Below are 16694 nucleotides of genomic sequence, written 5' to 3' on the forward strand. Positions count from 1 at the left end.
ACGCACGACGTGGCGGTCACCGGCGTCGCGCCGGTGCCGCCACGTCCAGGTGCGGAGGGGTCCCCGTCACTCGCCGATCTTGCGGTCGGCGACGTCCTCGACCTTGTCGACCTGCTCGGCGTGGCCGCCGCCGGTCTTGGCGTCGACGGCGTCCCCGGCCTTCTCGATCCCGGCGTCGCTGGCCTTCTCGGTGATGTTCCCGAAGTCGGGCATGTGCTGCTCCTCGGCTCGTCTGGGTGGGCGGTCCGCCGACCCGGGTTCGTCCCGGGCCGGGCTTCCCGGGCCCGAGCCTCCCCCGCTCCCCGCGGGTCCGCCACTCGGGGCGGGAGGCGGGCGGAGGACGGTCCCGGGCCCGGGCCGTCCGGCTGGGTTAGGCTCCCGGTCAGGACGGCGTCCCCGACGCGCCGGTCCCCCGACGCGCCGGTCCCCCCGACGCAGGACCTCCGGAGGGACCCGCTGAGAACCGACGCCGCCGCCCGGGTGACCCTGGACGGCTTCGCCGCCGACGTCGACCGGGGCGCCTCCACCCGCCGGCTGCTGTCCTCCGCCCCCGTCGTCGCCCTGGACCGCCTGACCGTCCTCGCCGCCCGCTCGCTGGACGCCCCCACCGCCCACCTGTCCCTGCTCGGCGAGGAGCGGCACGTCGTCGCGGCGACCGGGCCCGGCGCGGACCCGCGGGGGCACGCCGGCCCGCTGGCCGGGTCGCTGTGCGCCGCGACCGCCGTCGAGGGGCTGCCCCTGGTCGTCCCCGACTGCGCCGCCGACGAGCGCGTCGCGGCGCTGCCCGCGGTGCGCTCGGGAGCCGCCGGCGCCCACCTGGGCGTGCCGCTGCGCGGCCGGGACGGCCACGTCGTGGGGGTGCTGTCCGTCTCCTCGCCGCGGCCCCGGGCCTGGGACGGCGCCGACGTCTCGACGCTGACGACCCTCGCCGCCGCCGCCGTGAGCGAGCTGGAACTGTCGGCCCTGGCGGTGGAGCACCGGACCGCCCGGGTCCGGGGGCAGCTCGCGGTCGCCGCGGGCGGGGTCGGCACCTTCGACTGGGACCTCCTCACCGGCGAGCTGGTCTGGGACGAGCGGCTGCTGGACCTCTTCGGCTACGCCGCCGACGACTTCGGCCGCGACATCGCCGCCTTCGAGGCCCGCCTGCACCCCGACGACCGGTCCCGGGTCGGCGAGGCGCTGCAGCAGGCCATCGAGACGTGCGGGCCGTTCGAGGCGGAGTACCGGATCGTCCGCCCGGACGGTTCCACGCGCTGGGTCCAGGCCCGGGGGCAGGCGCTGCCCGACGCCTCCGGGCTCGCGGTGCGGCTGCTGGGCGCCGCCTACGACACGACGTCCGCGCGCGACGACGACGTCCGGGTCGCCCGGATCCTGGAGTCGATGGCCTCGGCGTTCTTCTTCCTCGACCGCGGCTGGCGCTTCACCTACGTCAACGCCGAGGCGGAGAAGGTGCTGGGCCGGCGCCGGGAGGAGCTGCTCGGGGGGAACGTCTGGGCCCTGTTCCCCGACGCGGTCGGCTCCGACTTCGAGACGCACTACCGCTCCGTGGCCCGCGACGGGCGGCCGGCCACCTTCGAGGCGTACTACCCCGCTCCGCTGGACGCCTGGTTCGAGGTCCACGCCTGGCCGGACCCGGACGGGGTGTCGGTGTACTTCACCGACGTCACCGAGCGGCGGCGGACGCTGCTGGAGCTGGAGTCCGCCCGGGCGCAGGCGGTGGCCGCGCACGCCGCCACCACCGCCGCCGCGGCCCGGCTGCAGCTGCTGGCCACCGTGGGCGAGGACCTCAGCGCCACGCTCGACGTGCACGAGGCCGTCGCCCGGCTGAGCCAGCACCTGGTGCCGGCCCTGGCCGACTGGTGCCTGGTCACCCTGGTCGACGAGCACGGCGGGTTGCGCGACGTCGGCTGCCAGCACAGCGACCCCGCCCTGCTGGACACCGTCCGCGCCTACCGCGACGCCCGGCTGTCCGCGCTCGCCCCCGACTCCTACCTCCACGGGGTCTGGCGCACCGCCCGGCCGGTGACGATCGGCGCGGGCGCCACGGAGGCCGTCGTCCGCCACCTCGCCGGGGACAGCCCGGCCCGGGACCTGCTGCGGCGGCTGGCCCCGGAGGCCCTGGAGTGCCTGCCCCTGCGCGCCCACGGGCGCACCGTCGGGCTGCTGACCCTCTTCCACGGCGCCGAGCACGGGCCGCTGGCCCCGGCGGACCTCCTGCTGGTCACCGAGGTCGCCGACCGCGCGGGGCTCGCGCTGGACAACGCGCGGCTGTACTCCGCCCAGCACCGCATCGCGGAGAGCCTGCAGCGCAGCCTGCTGACCGCCCCGGTCGAGCCGGACCGGGTGCAGGTGGCGGTCCGGTACCAGCCGGCGGCGCAGGCGGCCCGGGTCGGCGGCGACTGGTACGACGCGTTCCTCACCCCCGACGGGTCCACCGTCCTGGTCATCGGCGACGTCGCGGGGCACGACATCGAGGCCGCGGCGCAGATGAGCCAGGTCCGGTCCCTGCTGCGCGGCATCGCCTACGCCACGGGCGCGGGCCCGGCGACGGTCCTCTCCGGGCTGGACGCGGCGGTGAGCGGCCTGGCCGTGGCCACGACCGCCACCGTGGTCGTGGCCCGCCTGGAGCAGGACGCCGACGAGCGCCGGCGCGGGGTCACCCGGCTGCGGTGGGCCAACGCCGGGCACCCGCCGCCGGTCCTGGTCGGCGCGGACGGGACGGTCCGCCCGCTGGCGGTGCTCCCCCCGCAGCTGCTGCTGGGCATCGACCCGGGCACCCACCGCGCCGACGCCGTCGTCGCCCTCGAACCCGGCTCGACCGTCCTCATGTTCACCGACGGTCTCGTCGAGCGCCGCGACCGCGGGCTGGAGGAGGGGCTGGAGGAGCTGCAGGAGTGCGTGGCGGGGCTGGCCGGGCTGACCCTGGACGAGCTGGTCGACGGCGTCCTGGCCCGCCTGGTGCCGCCGGGCCACGACGACGACGTGGCCCTGGTCGCGTTCCGGCTGCACCCGGTGGACGAGCCCCGTCCCGCGGAGGCCGGCCCCGCCCGGGAGCCGGACGCGGTCCTGCCCGTCCCCCGCTGACGGCGCCGGGTGAGCGCCGGGTCAGCGGGCGCCCGCCCCCCGGACCTCGGCGAGGAGCTTCACGACCTGCCGCACCTCGGCCAGCGGGGCGCCGCGGGCGATCAGCGCCGTGGGCAGCTGCGCCCGCCGGTGCGCGGGGAGGTCGGCGAGGACGGCGAGCGTCCGCTCGGGCGAGGACGGCATCCCGTGCTCGCCGGAGGCCAGCCGGGTCACCGTGCGCAGCCACTGCTCGTCCACGGCCGCCGTCGCCGCGCCGGTCCCCGGCCCGGCCGGGGCGAGCGCGACCGCGGGCGTCACCGACGCCCAGCCGGCGACCTGGCCGGCGACCCCCTCGACGACGCAGAGCGCGGCCCCGTGGGCGCGCTGGACGGCCAGGTGCAGGGCGGCCTGGTCGGGGCGGTGGGCGAGGACCGGCACGCCCCACGGCGCGGCGGCGCTGGTCCGGGGGGTGGCGGAGCGGTGGCGGCGGGCGAGGGCGAGCAGCCGGGGCGTGACCGTCACGGTCATCTTGTCGTTGGTGACCAGCAGCCCGCGGGTGCCCGTCTCCGCGCAGCGCTCCTCCCACCAGGCGACGGCGGTCTCGAGGGCGGCGTCGGGCGGGGCGTCCCCGCGGGCGGGCACCCACGCCGCCCGGTAGGTCGGGGCGATCCGCAGCGGCACGGCCCGACGGTACCTCCCGGCCGCGCCCCGACCGCGCCCCGACCGCGGTGGTCCCCGGCGCGGCGTAGGGTCCGGTGCCCGTGAGACTCGCCCAGCGCGCCCGGACCGTGCAGCCGTTCCACGCCCTGGCCTTCGGCCAGCAGGCCGCCGACCTCGAGGCCCGGGGTGAGCACGTGGTCCGCCTCAGCATCGGGGAGCCGGACTTCGGCGCGCCCCCGGCGGTGCGGGAGGCGATGCGGGAGGTGATGGACGGCCGTCCCCTGCCCTACACCCCGTCGACGGGGGCGCCGGCGCTGCGGCGGGCCATCGCCGGGTTCTACCGCGACCGGCACGGCGTGGAGGTCGACCCGGAGCGGATCGTCGTCACCTCCGGGGCGTCCTCGGCGCTGCTGCTCGTGCTGGCCGCGACGGTCGACCCGGGGTCGGAGGTCGTGGTGGCCGACCCCTCCTACCCGTGCAACCGGCAGCTCGTGGAGACCTTCGGCGGGGTGGTGGCCGCGGTGGCGACCACCGCCGCGTCGCGCTACCAGCTGGACCCGGCCTCGGTGGAGCGCGCCTGGAGCGAGCGCACCGCCGCCGTCATGGTCGCCACCCCGTCGAACCCCACCGGGACCTCCGTGCCGCCGGGGCAGCTGGCGGAGATCTGCGCGCTGGCCCGCGCCCGCGGGGCGTGGCGGATCGTGGACGAGATCTACCTCGACCTCGCCGACCCCTCCCCGGGGGGCGCCGCCCCCCGCACCGTCCTCGCCGTCGACCCGGACGCGGTGGTGGTGAACAGCTTCTCGAAGTACTTCGGCATGACCGGGTGGCGGCTGGGGTGGGCGGTCCTGCCCGCGGAACTCGTCCCGGCGGTGGAGAAGCTGGCGATGAACTACTTCCTCTGCGCCTCGGCCCCGGCCCAGCAGGCCGCGCTGGCCTGCTTCACCCCGGAGTCGCTGGCCCTGTGCGAGGAACGGCGCGTGGAGCTCGCCGCCCGCCGGCGCGCCGTGCTGGACGGGCTGGCCGGGCTGGGCCTGCCCGTCCCCGTCGAACCCGACGGCGCGTTCTACGTGTACTTCGACGTCTCGGGGACGGGACTGGGTTCGTGGGAGTTCTGCGAGCGCGCCCTGCGGGAGGCGCACGTGGCCCTGACCCCAGGCCGCGACTTCGGCGTCGACACGGCCGAGACCCACGTGCGGTTGTCGTACGCGGCCTCGCGCGCGGAGATCGCCGAGGGGTTGCGGCGCCTGGGCGCGTTCCTGGCCGGCCTCAGGCCCTGACCGCCGGCGCGGGGCCGGGTTCCTCGGGCGGGCGGGGGCGGGCGGCGCGCAGGCTGCGCGGGACCGGCAACCGGCGGGGCTGGGTCCCGCGGGCCCGTCGCCGCCGCGCCGCGGCCTCCCGCTCGGCGAGGAGCAGCGCGCGCCGCGCGGCCCGGGCGGGGTCCTGCGGTGAGCTCACCGCCCGCACCGCTCGCCGTGGGTGGGGCGGGCGGTGGGGCGGGGGGCCGTGATCATCGTTCTCCACAGGTGCGTTCAGGGCGTCGTCCCCGAAGAGTAGGTGGCCCGACCGCGCCCGGCAGCCCGGAACGCCTGCGCTGCAACCGAGCGTGACGCTGCGCGATCGGCGCGGACCGGGGTTCGGGTGGTGGGCGGCGCCCGGGGACAGCAAGCTCGGGCGGACGGGGCGCCCGGACGGGGCGCCGCAGGGACGAGGACGAGGGACGACGATGATCGACGAGGACCAGCCGTGAGGTACCGCGACGACGCGAGCCTGGACCCCGGCGGCGTGCAGGACCGGCGGGGCGGCGGCGGGCGGACGGTCGCGCTGGGCGGCGGTGGCCTGGGCATCGTGGGCGTGCTCGTGCTCGTCCTGTTCCAGGTCCTCGGCAGCGGGGGTCCCGACGGGTCCGGCACGCGCTCCGCGGGGGTCTTCGACCAGCTGGGCCAGGGGCAGAGCGTGGGCGGTGCGGAACTGGCCTCCTCCTGCCGCACCGGCGCCGACGCCAACGCGCGGACGGAGTGCGCGCTGGTCGCCGACATCGAGTCCGTGCAGGACTACTGGACCGCGGTGCTCGGGAACGGGTACACCGCCACCGACACCGTGTTCTTCTCCGGCGGGACGCAGACCGGCTGCGGGGCGGCGTCCTCGGGGACCGGGCCCTTCTACTGCCCCGCCGACCAGCTCGTGTACGTGGACCTCTCCTTCTTCGACGAGCTGCGCACGCGGTTCGGCGCCGAGGGCGGGTCCTTCGTCAACGCCTACGTCCTCGCCCACGAGTACGGCCACCACGTGCAGCACCTGCTGGGCACCACCGACGCGGTGCCGGCGGGCGCGGCCGGTCCCGACAGCGCCAGCGTGCGGCTGGAGCTGCAGGCCGACTGCTACGCGGGGACGTGGGCGAACCACGCCACCACCGTCCCGGACGACTCCGGCGCCCCGCTGATCGCCGAGATCACCGCCGACGACGTGGAACGCGCCCTCGACACGGCCGGGCGCATCGGTGACGACTTCATCCAGACCGAGCTCGGGAACGGCAGCGCCGACCCGGACTCCTACACCCACGGCACCTCGGAGCAGCGCCGGCACTGGTTCAGCACCGGGTACGAGACCGGCGACCCCCGGCAGTGCGACACCTTCAGCGCCACCACCCTCTGAGCGGACCCCTCAGGGACGGGGCAGTTCCTTCTCGAAGGGCAGCGGGCCGATGGTCTCGGGGTCGGCGGTGACGTCGAACAGCGGCCGGTAGCCCGCGGTGAGGTAGAGGTGCCTCGCCTCGGGCTGGCGCGGCCCGGTCGTCAGGTGCAGGCGGGAGTAGCCGGCGGCGACGGCGCGGCGCTCGAGCTCCCGCAGCACCCGCCGTCCCAGGCCGCGCCGCCGGTGCCCGGGGTGGGTCCAGATCCGCTTGAGCTCCGCGGTGCGCTCGTCGTAGCGGCGGTAGGCGCCGCCGGCGACGGGCGCACCGTCCTCCAGCAGCAGGAGCAGCACGCCGTGCGGTTCCTCGAACTCCGCCGGCGGGTAGCGCTCGAGTTCTCGCCGCACCTGCTCGGGCGTCCCGCCGTAGCGGGCCCCGTACTCCCGGGCCAGGTCCTCGAACAGCGGGCGGGCCAGCTCGTCGCGGGTCCCCACCGCGCGGACGGCGAGCTCGACGGGTTCCGCGGTCACGACACGTCCTCCAGCGCCCGCCGGCCGGGGATGGCCTCCAGCAGTTCGACGGTGTACTCGTGCCGGGGGCGGGAGAACACCTCGTCGGTGGGTCCGAGCTCGACGAGTTCCCCCCGGCGCACGACACCCACCCGGTCGCTGACCTGGCGGACCACGGCCAGGTCGTGGGAGATGAACAGGTAGCTCAGGCCGTGGTCGGCCTGCAGCTGCACCAGCAGTTCCAGGATCTGCGCCTGGACCGAGACGTCGAGGGCGGAGACGGGTTCGTCGCACACCACGAGCTCCGGTTCCAGGGCCAGCGCGCGGGCGATCGCGACCCGCTGCCGCTGCCCGCCGGACAGTTCCGCGGGCCGGCGTTCGAGAAGGCCGGCCGGCAGCCGGACCTGGTCCAGCAGGGACGCCGCGCGCCGCCGACGCGACGCCCGGTCCCCGATCCCGAAGGCGCGCAGGGGTTCCGCGACCGTCTCCCCCACCGCGACGCGCGGGTCCAGCGAGGCGTAGGGGTTCTGGTAGACCAGCTGCACCCGCCGGCGCAGTTCGCGCCAGGCCGCCCCCCTCAGACCGGCCGTCGGTTCCCCGTCGAACCGCACCTCCCCCGAGGTCGGCCGCTCCAGCCCCAGGACGAGGCGGGCGGTGGTGGTCTTGCCCGACCCGGACTCCCCCACGAGGGCGAGGGTCTCGCCGCGGGCGACGTCGAAGCTCACCCCGGCGACGGCGGTCTGGGTGCGGCCGCGCCCGGGCAGCGGGAACTCCTTCACCAGGTCGCGCACCTGGACCAGCGGTCCGGACGCGCGGGGCGCCGGGGGTTCCGGGGGTTCCGGGGGTGCGGTGCGGGGGCGCGGGCGGGCGGTGATCCGGGCGCTGGAGAGGCTGGGCGCGCTGGCCAGCAGGGACGCCGTGTACGGGTGTCGGGGCCGGGTGAGGACCTGGTGCGCGGTGCCGACCTCGACGACCTCGCCCCCGGACATCACCACGACCCGCGACGCCCGGTCCGCGGCGACGGCGAGGTCGTGGGTGATGAGCAGCACGGCCGTCCCGGCGTCGCGGGTCAGCGCCTCCAGGTGGTCGAGGACCTGCCGCTGGACGGTGACGTCGAGGGCGCTGGTCGGTTCGTCGGCGACGAGCAGCCGGGGGCCGGCGGCGAGGCCGATGGCGATGAGGACGCGCTGGCGCATGCCGCCGGAGAGTTCCGTCGGGTACTGCCGCGCGCGCAGGGCGGCGTCGGGCAGGCCGGCGGCGGTGAGCAGGTCGACGGCCCGCGCCCGGGCGGCCGCTCCCCGGGCCAGGCCGTGGACGTGCAGCGCCTCGGCGACCTGGTCGCCGATGCGCTCGACCGGGTTCAGCGACAGCGTGGGGTCCTGCGGGACGAGCCCGATGCGGGCCCCGCGGACCCGGCGCCACGCACCCTCCCCCAGCCCGACCAGTTCGTCGCCCTCCAGCAGGACGGAGCCGGAGTCGACGGAACCGTTGCCGGGCAGCAGACCCACGACGGCGTGCGCCGTGGTGCTCTTGCCGGAGCCGGACTCGCCGACGACCGCGACGACCTCGCCCGGGTGCACGTCGAAGGACGCGCCGTGGACGACCTCGCGCCGCCCGTCCCGCCCGGCGTAGGAGATCCGCAGGTCCTCGACCTGCAGCAGGGGGGTGCTCACGCGTCGGTCCCCCTCTCCAGCGCCCGGGCGATCCGGTTGGCCGACAGCACGACCGCCGCGACCACCAGCCCGGGCAGCGTCGTCAGCCACCACGACGTCGCGAGGTAGTCGCGCCCGCCCGAGACGAGCGAACCCCACTCCGGCGCCGGTGGCGGCGCGCCGAAGCCGAGGAAGCTGAGGGCGGAGACGGCGAGGACGGCCATCCCGAACTCCAGCGCCGACAGCGCGAGGACGGGGCCGGCCGCGTTGGGCAGGACGTGGCGCAGCAGGACGCCGGTGGTCCGGACCCCGCTGGCCCGCGCGGCCTCCACGTAGACGGCCCCGCTCACCCGGAGGACCTCCGCGCGCATGACGCGGGCGAAGTTCGCGACCGTCCCCAGGCCCACCGCGACGGCGACCTCGACCGTGCCGAAACCCAGGGCGGTGATGAGGGCCATGGACAGCAGCAGCGAGGGGACGGAGAGCAGCACGTCCACGAAGCGCATCAGCACGTCGTCGACGACCCCGCGCGCGGAACCCGCGACGAGACCGACCAGCGTCCCCGCGACGAACCCGACGAGCACGGCGAGGACGGTCGCCTCCAGGGTCAGCCGCGCGCCGTGGACGACGCGGGCGAACAGGTCGCGGCCGAGGTGGTCGGTGCCGAACGGGTGCGCGGCCGACGGGCCCTGCAGCCGGTCGTCGGGGATCCCCCGGACCGGGCTCTGCGCGGTGAACAGGGTCGGGGCCACCGCCCAGGCGAGCACGAGCAGGATCACCAGCGCGGCGACGACGACGCCGGGGCGGCGCCACCGGGCCGGGATCCCGCGGCGGGGTGCGGGGGCGCGGCGGTACCGCTCCCCGATGTCGAGGACGTCGAGGACGGCCTCGGGCGCTTCCCGGTTCACTCCGACGGTCATCAGGCGGTCCCCACGACGGTGCGGTCGGCGGTGCGGTCGCGGCGCGCGGAGGCGCGGGCGCCCCCGACGACCCGCAGGCGCGGGTCGAGCACCGGGTAGAGCAGGTCGACGACGAGGTTGGTGACGACGAAGACCGCGGCGGCCAGCAGCACGAGGCCCTGGACCAGCGGGATGTCCTGCCCGTTGACGGCGGTGACGGTCAGGCGGCCGATCCCCACCCGGGAGAAGACCGTCTCGACGACGACGGCCCCCGCGAGGAGGTTCCCGACGACGATCCCCCCGACGGTGAGGGTGGGGATGGTGGCGTTGCGCAGGGCGTGGCGCAGGTGGACCCGCGCCCGGGAGGCCCCCTTGGCCCGGGCGGTGTCGACGTAGGGCTCGGCCAGGGCCGTCCGCAGGCTGCGGGCCAGGACCTGCGCGATCGAGGCCGACACCGGGACCGCCAGGGTGACGGCGGGCAGGACGAGGGCGGCGAGGCCCTCCCCGCCCAGGGCCGGGAAGACCGGGACCCGGAAGGAGAGGAGCTGGACGAGCAGCAGACCGACCCAGAACGTCGGCAGCGAGACCCCCAGCGGCGGCAGGGCCAGCAGCGCCGTCCGCAACCAGCCCCGGCGGGTCCAGGTGCCGAGGAACGCGGTCGCGACGCCCGCGACCAGCGCCAGCGCGCCGGCGGCGGCGGCGAGCAGCGCCGTCTGCGGCAGCGCGTCCGCGATGAGGGCGGAGACGGGCGCCCCGTTCTGGATGGAGTTCCCGAAGTCCAGGTGCAGGGTGCGCCACAGGGCGTGCAGGTACTGGACGGGCAGCGGGTCGTCGAGGCCGTGCTCGGCGCGCAGCGCCGCCACCTGCGCGGGGTCGACCGCCGTCTGCTCACCGCCGCGGCCGCCGGCCAGCATGATCGAGACGGGGTCGCTGGGCAGCAGGTAGAGGATGGCGAACGTCACCGTGAACGCGGCCCAGAGGACCACGACGGCCTGGCCGAGGCGGCGGGCCACGTACCCCGCGAGCCCGGGGTTCACGCCGTCTTCCAGGCGTCGTGGAACCACAACCGGGAGGAACCCTCGAACCTCAGGTCGTGGACGTCCTCGCCGGCGGCGATGACGGTGGAGAGCTCGATCAGCGGGACGGAGTGGGCCTGGCTCAGCAGCAGCTGCGAGGCCCGCGCCACGAGGTCGGCGCGCTGGGCGGGGTCGGTGGTGGCGGCCTGCCGGTCGAGGAGGTCGTCGACCTCGCTGCGCGCGCGGTGGTTCACGTTGCGCCCGTCGGCGCTGAAGACGGTGCGCAGCACGTCCGGGTCGGAGCGGGTGAGGTTGTAGAACAGCGCGTCGTAGTCGCCGGAGGCCTGCTGCGCGGCCGTGTCGGCCGTGGTCCCCTGCTTCAGCTGCAGGTCGATGCCGACCTCGCGCACCTGCTGCTGCACCAGTTCGAGCACCGCGGACGTGGGCTGCCAGAACGTGACGGTGAACGTGAGGTCCTGACCGCCCTTCGTGCGGATCCCGTCCGGGCCCTTCGTCCAGCCCGCCTCGTCGAGCAGCGCGTTGGCGCCGGCGACGTCGTGGGCCAGGAGGTCGGAGTCGTCGGGGGCGTCGGGGGTCGAGGCGGACAGGGCGGAGCTGACGGCGACGTCACCGGGGTTGAGGATGGCGGCGAGCTGCTCGCGGTCGACGGCCTTGGACAGCGCCCGCCGGACGCGTTCGTCGGCGAAGAGGGGCCGGGACTCGTTGAGGAAGAAGTTGTACGGGATGCCGGGGTTGGCGCGGCGCTCGGTCCAGAAGCCGTTGCCGTCGAACTGCGGGAGGTCCTGGGCGGCGATGCCGGTGGTGGCGTCGACCTGGTGGGACTGCAGCGCCCCGGTGCGGACGCCGGCCTCGGGCACGACCCGGTAGGTGATGGTGTCGAGGTAGGCCTCCCCGGTGTGCTTCGCCCCCGTCGGCGCCCAGCCGTACCCGGCGCGCTTGGCCAGGACGGCCTCGTCGTCGCGGGTGTAGCTCCGCACGGTGAACGGCCCGGAGCCGACGAGAGTGCTCCCGTCGCAACGGGTCGCGGGATCGGCGGTGGTGGTGGGGACGGACAGCAGCCCCAGGCTCATCGTCGAGGTGGCCTGGAGGAACTGGGCGCTGGGCCCGGCGAACGACACCACCGCGGTCCGCGCGTCCGGCGTGGCCGTGCCGGTGTACCCGGCGAGGTAGGTCGACCCCAGGGACGCCTTCGCCCCCAGCGCCACGATCCCGTCGAGGTTGGCCTTCACCGCGGCGGAGTCCACGGGGGTCCCGTCGGAGAACGTCGCGCCCTCGCGCAGGTGGAACGTGAACGTCGTGGCGTCGGGGCTCACCTCCCACGACTGCGCGAGCCACGGCTGGATCGCCCCGTCGAGGTCCTGGACGGTGAGGGAGTCGACGAGCTGGCGGCCGATGTTGAGGGCGTCGTTGTTGCCGACCTGCTGCGGGTCGATGCACCCGGAGTCGACCTGGATCGCGACGGTGAGGTTCCCGCCGGCGACGGGCTCGGCGTCGGCGGCGGGGTTCGCGCCGCCGTCCCCGCTCCCGCCGCCGCAGGCGGTGAGGGCGAGGAGCGCGACGAGGGCGGTGACGGTCGAGGGCGTGCGGGTGCGCAAGGGTTCTCCAGGCTGGGGGGACGTCGAGGACGCGTCCGGCCGGGGGCGGGACGCGGGGTGACCGGGGTTTCCCGGTCAGCGGGGTGGTGGTGGTCAGCGACAGCCGGTGGAACCGGAGAGGCAGAAGTCGACGACGCGCCGCAGGACGGCGACGTGGGACGTCGTGTTCACAGCGTTCCTCCATCGTTCCTGGCGGAAGCACCCGCGCCCGTTGCCGGGGGGTTGCTGCGACGTCGTGGAGCCAGGTCTCTCAGCCGCTCTGGATGGTGTTCTCCGTCGAGACTAGGGCGCGGCCGGGGGAAACTCAACCCGGTCGCCGTCGGCGGACCGCGCGGCCCGCCGCGCCGCGGCGGCCCACCCGCCCGGGTCGTCCGGGCCCGGGACGGCCTGCAACCCCAGCCAGAGCAGCAGGGCCTCGAACCACCGCGCCTCGGCGGGGGCGAGCGGGCGGACGGACTCGTAACCGCGGCGGAACGTCCGCTGCGCCGGCGCCGGCGTCGGCCGCCACCCGGTGAAGCGGGTACCCAGGTGCACGGAGGCCTTGGCCAGGTCGACCACCCGGTGCCCGGGGGCGACCTCGTCGGGGTCGAGCACCGCGACGACGGACGAACCCCGGGTCAGGACGTTCGCGGCCCGGAAGTCCAGGTGCACCAGCTGAGGTTCGTCCTCGAGGACCGGGGCCGCGTCGAGGAGGTCCGCGAGGCGGCGCGAGGCCGCGGGCACGTGCCCGGGGTCCCGCCCCGCCAGCCACTCCCGGACGGCCTCCGCCAGTGGCGGGCCCACCGGCCCCACCGCGGGACGGGCCGTCGCCAGGTCCCGGTGCAGCCGCGCCAGGCAGGCTCCCGCCGCGTGGACCGCGACGGGGTCCGCGACGTCGAGCCAGTCCCCCTCGACCTCCGGCAGCACCACGACCGACAGCGGCCCCGCCGGCCCCGCGAGCACCGCCCGGTCCCGGCCCGCGGTCGCGACGACCGGCGCGGCCACCGGGGCACCGAGCCCCGCGAGGTCGCGCAGCAGCCGCGCGGCGGCGTCCAGGCGCGCGAACCGCTCCGGCGCGCACGACCACTTCACGACGAGCCCGCCCACCCACGCGATCGCGTTCCGGTCGCTGATCACCAGCCGGGTGCAGGGGCCGGGGGTCAGGCCCCACGTCCCCTCCAGCGCCGTCGCGAGCCACGCCGCGGCGGCGTCGAACCCGGTGAACCCGAAGCGCCCGGCGAGGGCCCCGGAGGGGTCCGCGGATTCCCAGAGCATGGACAGGCCCGGCGGCAGCACCCCCGGACCGTGGCCGGGGGTGCCGCCGCCGGGCGCGGCGGTGGGCGTGCTCAGCTCGCGGCGGCGGGGACGGGGAGTTCCGCGCGCACCGTGCGGGCGGCCTCGACGAGGTTCCGCAGCGACTCCGTGGTCTCGGCGTAGCCGCGGGTCTTCAGGCCGCAGTCGGGGTTCACCCAGACCTGGCGGGCCGGGACGGAGGCGACGGCCGCGCGCAGCAGCCCGGCGATCTCCTCGGTGGAGGGCACCCGCGGGGAGTGGATGTCGTAGACGCCGGGCCCGATGCCGCGGGCGAACCCGGCGCGGGCGATGTCGTCGAGGACCTCCATGCGCGAGCGCGCCGCCTCGATGCTCGTGACGTCGGCGTCGAGGCCGTCGATCGCGTCGATGACCTCGCCGAACTCCGAGTAGCACAGGTGGGTGTGGATCTGCGTCGCGTCGCCGGCGCCGGCGGTGGCGAGGCGGAAGGAGCCCACCGACCAGTCCAGGTAGGCGGGCTGGTCCCCGGTGCGCAGCGGCAGCAGTTCCCGCAGGGCGGGTTCGTCGACCTGGACGACGCCGATGCCGGCGGCCTCGAGGTCGGCGACCTCGTCGCGCAGCGCCAGCGCCACCTGCCGGGCGGTGTCGCCGAGGGGCTGGTCGTCGCGCACGAAGGACCAGGCCAGGATCGTCACCGGGCCGGTGAGCATCCCCTTGACCGGCTTCGGCGTCCGGCTCGCGGTGTACGTGCTCCACGGGACGGTGATCGGCGCCGGGCGCACCACGTCGCCCCACAGGATCGGCGGGCGCACGCAGCGGGAACCGTAGGACTGCACCCAGCCGTGCGCGGTGACGGCGAACCCGTCGAGCTGCTCGGCGAAGTACTGCACCATGTCGTTGCGCTCGGGTTCGCCGTGCACGACGACGTCGAGGCCGAGTTCCTCCTGCAGGGCCACCACGCGGTCGATCTCGGCACGGAGGAACTCCTCGTAGGCCCCCTGGTCGAGGTCCCCGCGGGTCCAGGCGGCGCGGGCCCGGCGGATCTCCGCGGTCTGGGGGAACGAGCCGATGGTCGTCGTCGGCAGCGCGGGCAGCCCGAGGGCCTCCTCCTGCGCCAGGCGGCGCACGGCGTAGTCGCTGCGGTGGAACGCCTCCGGGGTCAGGGCGGCGAGGCGCTCGCGGACCTCCGGGCGCACGACCCCGGGGGCCCCGGTGCGGTCGGCGCGGGCCCGCGCGGAGGCGGACAGCTCCTCCCGGACCGCGGCGGCGTCGCCGAGGGCGCGGCCGAGCACGACGACCTCGGAGACCTTCTGGTCGGCGAAGGCGAGCCAGCCGCGCAGCCGCTCGTCGAGCGCCGTCTCGCGGGTCACGTCGTGCGGCACGTGCAGCAGCGAGGTGGAGGTCCCCGCGACGACCCGCGCGGCGGGACCCTCCAGGGTCCGCAACCGGGCGAGGGCCGCGACGAGGTCGGCGCGCCAGACGTTGTGCCCGTCGACGACCCCGCCGACGACGGTCTTGCCGGTCAGCAGCTCCGGGCGGGCGGGGACGTCGCCGCGGACGAGGTCCAGGGCCAGGCCCTCCACGGCGGTCGCGGCGAGCGGTTCCAGCAGTTCGCCCGGGTCGCCGTAGGGGGTGGCGACGAGCAGGCGCGGACGCCCCTCGACGGCGGCGAGGCGGTCGTAGGCGGCGCGCACCAGGCCGGCGAGGCCCTCGACGCCGGCCGTGGCGGAGTCGCTGACCAGCGCCGGCTCGTCCAGCTGCACCCACTCCGCCCCCGCGGCGGCGTAGGCGGTGAGCAGGTCCTCGTAGGCGCCGAGCAGGTCGTCGAGGCGGGAGATCGGGGCGAAGCCCTCGGGGCTGCCCCCGGCCGCCTTGGCCAGCAGCAGGAACGTCACCGGGCCCACCACGACCGGGCGGGTCAGGAACCCGTCGGCGAGGGCCTCGGAGAACTCCCGGACCCCGCGGTCGTCGGCGAAGCGGAACGCGGTGCCGGGGCCGATCTCGGGGACGAGGTAGTGGTAGTTCGTGTCGAACCACTTCGTCATCTCCAGCGGGGCGTCGGCCCCCCGCCCGCGGGCGATGGTGGAGTACCCGGCGAGGTCGACCCGCCCGTCCTCCCCCACGACGTCGGCGAACCGCGGCGGGACCGCGCCGACCGCGACGGCGGCGTCGAGCACCTGGTCGTAGGCCGAGAACGCCGAGGGGATCGAGGCGTCGTGGGCGGGCAGGCCGAGGGAGTTGAGCCGGCGCACCGTGGCCGCCCGCACCCCGGCGAGGGCCCGCTCGGTGCTCGCGAGGTCGGCGCGCCCGGCCCACAGCGCCTCGAGGGCCTTCTTGGCCTCGCGGTCGGCGCCGGTGCGGGGGTAGCCGAGGACGGTGGCGGTCCAGGCGGGGAGCTGTTCGGTCATCGTGCGGGTCCTCCTGCCGCGGCAGCCGTGCTGGCGCGGATCGGGTCGAGGGAGCGGGGCAGGTCGAGGTCGTCGAGCAGGTCGAGGGCCGGTTCGGCCGCGTTGAACGTGTAGAGGTGGACACCGGGGGCGCCGGCGTCGAGCAGCCCGCGGGCCAGTCCCGCCGTGAACGCCGTCGCGGCGCGCCGGCGCCGGGGCGCGTCGTCGGTGTCGAGCGCCGCCAGCAGCGGGACGGGGACGGGGACGCCGGTGAGTTCGCCGATCCGCCCCAGCCGACGGGTGCAGTCGGTCACCGCGACACCGGGCAGCAGCGGGATCCGCACCCCCGCCGCGCGGGCCCGGCGGACGAAGGCGGCGTACTCCCCGGCGGAGAACGTCACCTGGCAGACCGCGAAGTCCGCGCCGGCGTCCTGCTTGGCGCGCAGCGCGGCCAGTTCGCCCTCGCCCCCGCGGGGGAAGGCGGCGACGGCGAGGCTCAGCGGGCCCTCGTCGACCGGGACCCGCGCGCCCCGCAGGGCCGCCCGGCGCCGGTCGGCGACCTGGAGGAGTTCCACCAGGTCGCGGGCCGTGGCCACCCCGTCGGGGTGCGGGGTCCACCCCGCGTCCCCGGCCGGCGGGTCCCCGCGCAGGGCGAGGACGTTGCGGACCCCGGCGTCGAGGAACTCGCTGGCCAGGTCCACGACCTCGCGGCGGGAGGACCCCACGCAGGTCAGGTGGGCCATGGCGGGCACGGCCGTCGTGCGGAGCACGTGGGCCAGCAGGTCCCGGCTGGGTCCGCGGGTGGCCCCGGCCGCGCCGAACGTGACCGACACGAAGTCCGGGCGGGCGGCGAGGAGGTCGGACAGCTTGCGCCACAAACCTTCCCGGGCGCTCTCGGAACGCGGGGGGAACAGTTCGAAGCTGAGGACGGGTCTCCCCGCCGCTCCGGCGACGAGGGGAGCCAGGGTCACCGCGGGCTGCCCGGGACCGGGACCGGGTAGGCGTCGAC

Annotated in this window: 14 protein-coding genes and 1 riboswitch; of the genes, 3 read left to right on the forward strand and 11 right to left on the reverse strand. The window is 76.6% G+C overall.

The window, feature by feature from the left end; all coding sequences use genetic code 11:
- Positions 1-66 precede the first annotated feature (66 nt).
- Positions 67-213 (reverse strand): antitoxin, encoded by a 147-nt coding sequence (locus KRAD_RS24995; protein ID WP_083781983.1) that lies wholly within the window; start codon positions 211-213, stop codon positions 67-69.
- 267 nt (positions 214-480) lie between these two features.
- Here KRAD_RS24995 and KRAD_RS06385 point away from each other — a divergent pair, with 267 nt between their 5' ends.
- Positions 481-3084: a SpoIIE family protein phosphatase gene (locus KRAD_RS06385; RefSeq protein WP_238985719.1), complete on the forward strand. Its 2604-nt coding sequence runs from the start codon at positions 481-483 to the stop codon at positions 3082-3084.
- Positions 3085-3105: 21 nt separating this feature from the next.
- Here KRAD_RS06385 and KRAD_RS24040 read toward each other — a convergent pair whose 3' ends face one another.
- On the reverse strand, positions 3106-3744 hold the full coding sequence (locus KRAD_RS24040; protein WP_012084716.1) for a hypothetical protein: 639 nt from the start codon (positions 3742-3744) through the stop codon (positions 3106-3108).
- 80 nt (positions 3745-3824) lie between these two features.
- Here KRAD_RS24040 and KRAD_RS06395 point away from each other — a divergent pair, with 80 nt between their 5' ends.
- Positions 3825-5003, forward strand: a complete 1179-nt coding sequence (locus KRAD_RS06395; protein WP_012084717.1) for an aminotransferase class I/II-fold pyridoxal phosphate-dependent enzyme — start codon at positions 3825-3827, stop codon at positions 5001-5003.
- Here KRAD_RS06395 and KRAD_RS06400 read toward each other — a convergent pair.
- The gene (locus KRAD_RS06400; RefSeq protein ID WP_041291938.1) at positions 4993-5181 is read right to left on the reverse strand and encodes a hypothetical protein; all 189 of its coding nucleotides are present in this window, start codon (positions 5179-5181) and stop codon (positions 4993-4995) included. The two genes, KRAD_RS06395 and KRAD_RS06400, sit on opposite strands and share 11 nt — an antisense overlap.
- Positions 5182-5469: 288 nt before the next feature.
- Between KRAD_RS06400 and ypfJ the strand changes: the two genes are divergently transcribed.
- Positions 5470-6378, forward strand: a complete 909-nt coding sequence (ypfJ, locus tag KRAD_RS06405) for a KPN_02809 family neutral zinc metallopeptidase (RefSeq protein WP_041291939.1) — start codon at positions 5470-5472, stop codon at positions 6376-6378.
- 9 nt (positions 6379-6387) lie between these two features.
- Here ypfJ and KRAD_RS06410 read toward each other — a convergent pair whose 3' ends face one another.
- From KRAD_RS06410 to KRAD_RS06445, 8 genes are all read right to left on the reverse strand, one after another.
- On the reverse strand, positions 6388-6885 hold the full coding sequence (locus KRAD_RS06410) for a GNAT family N-acetyltransferase (protein ID WP_012084719.1): 498 nt from the start codon (positions 6883-6885) through the stop codon (positions 6388-6390).
- Complete coding sequence (locus KRAD_RS06415; RefSeq protein WP_012084720.1) at positions 6882-8537, reverse strand: dipeptide ABC transporter ATP-binding protein; 1656 nt, start codon at positions 8535-8537, stop codon at positions 6882-6884. Before KRAD_RS06415 ends, KRAD_RS06410 begins: the two co-directional genes overlap by 4 nt.
- Positions 8534-9436: an ABC transporter permease gene (locus KRAD_RS06420; protein WP_012084721.1), complete on the reverse strand. Its 903-nt coding sequence runs from the start codon at positions 9434-9436 to the stop codon at positions 8534-8536. The genes KRAD_RS06415 and KRAD_RS06420 overlap by 4 nt, the downstream gene beginning before the upstream one ends.
- The gene (locus tag KRAD_RS06425) at positions 9436-10452 is read right to left on the reverse strand and encodes an ABC transporter permease (RefSeq protein WP_012084722.1); all 1017 of its coding nucleotides are present in this window, start codon (positions 10450-10452) and stop codon (positions 9436-9438) included. Before KRAD_RS06425 ends, KRAD_RS06420 begins: the two co-directional genes overlap by 1 nt.
- Complete coding sequence (locus KRAD_RS06430) at positions 10449-12047, reverse strand: ABC transporter substrate-binding protein (RefSeq protein WP_012084723.1); 1599 nt, start codon at positions 12045-12047, stop codon at positions 10449-10451. Before KRAD_RS06430 ends, KRAD_RS06425 begins: the two co-directional genes overlap by 4 nt.
- A gap of 177 nt (positions 12048-12224) precedes the next feature.
- Positions 12225-12317: riboswitch (SAM riboswitch) on the reverse strand.
- Positions 12318-12329: 12 nt separating this feature from the next.
- Positions 12330-13322 (reverse strand): phosphotransferase enzyme family protein, encoded by a 993-nt coding sequence (locus KRAD_RS06435; RefSeq protein ID WP_012084724.1) that lies wholly within the window; start codon positions 13320-13322, stop codon positions 12330-12332.
- 50 nt (positions 13323-13372) lie between these two features.
- Positions 13373-15706 carry a 5-methyltetrahydropteroyltriglutamate--homocysteine S-methyltransferase gene (gene metE, locus KRAD_RS06440; RefSeq protein WP_012084725.1) on the reverse strand — a complete coding sequence of 778 codons (2334 nt, stop codon included), beginning with the start codon at positions 15704-15706 and terminating at the stop codon, positions 13373-13375.
- Complete coding sequence (locus KRAD_RS06445; RefSeq protein ID WP_012084726.1) at positions 15703-16656, reverse strand: methylenetetrahydrofolate reductase; 954 nt, start codon at positions 16654-16656, stop codon at positions 15703-15705. Before KRAD_RS06445 ends, metE begins: the two co-directional genes overlap by 4 nt.
- Between the last annotated feature and the right edge of the window lie 38 nt (positions 16657-16694).

The sequence above is a fragment of the Kineococcus radiotolerans SRS30216 = ATCC BAA-149 genome (assembly GCF_000017305.1).
Taxonomy (GTDB): domain Bacteria; phylum Actinomycetota; class Actinomycetes; order Actinomycetales; family Kineococcaceae; genus Kineococcus; species Kineococcus radiotolerans.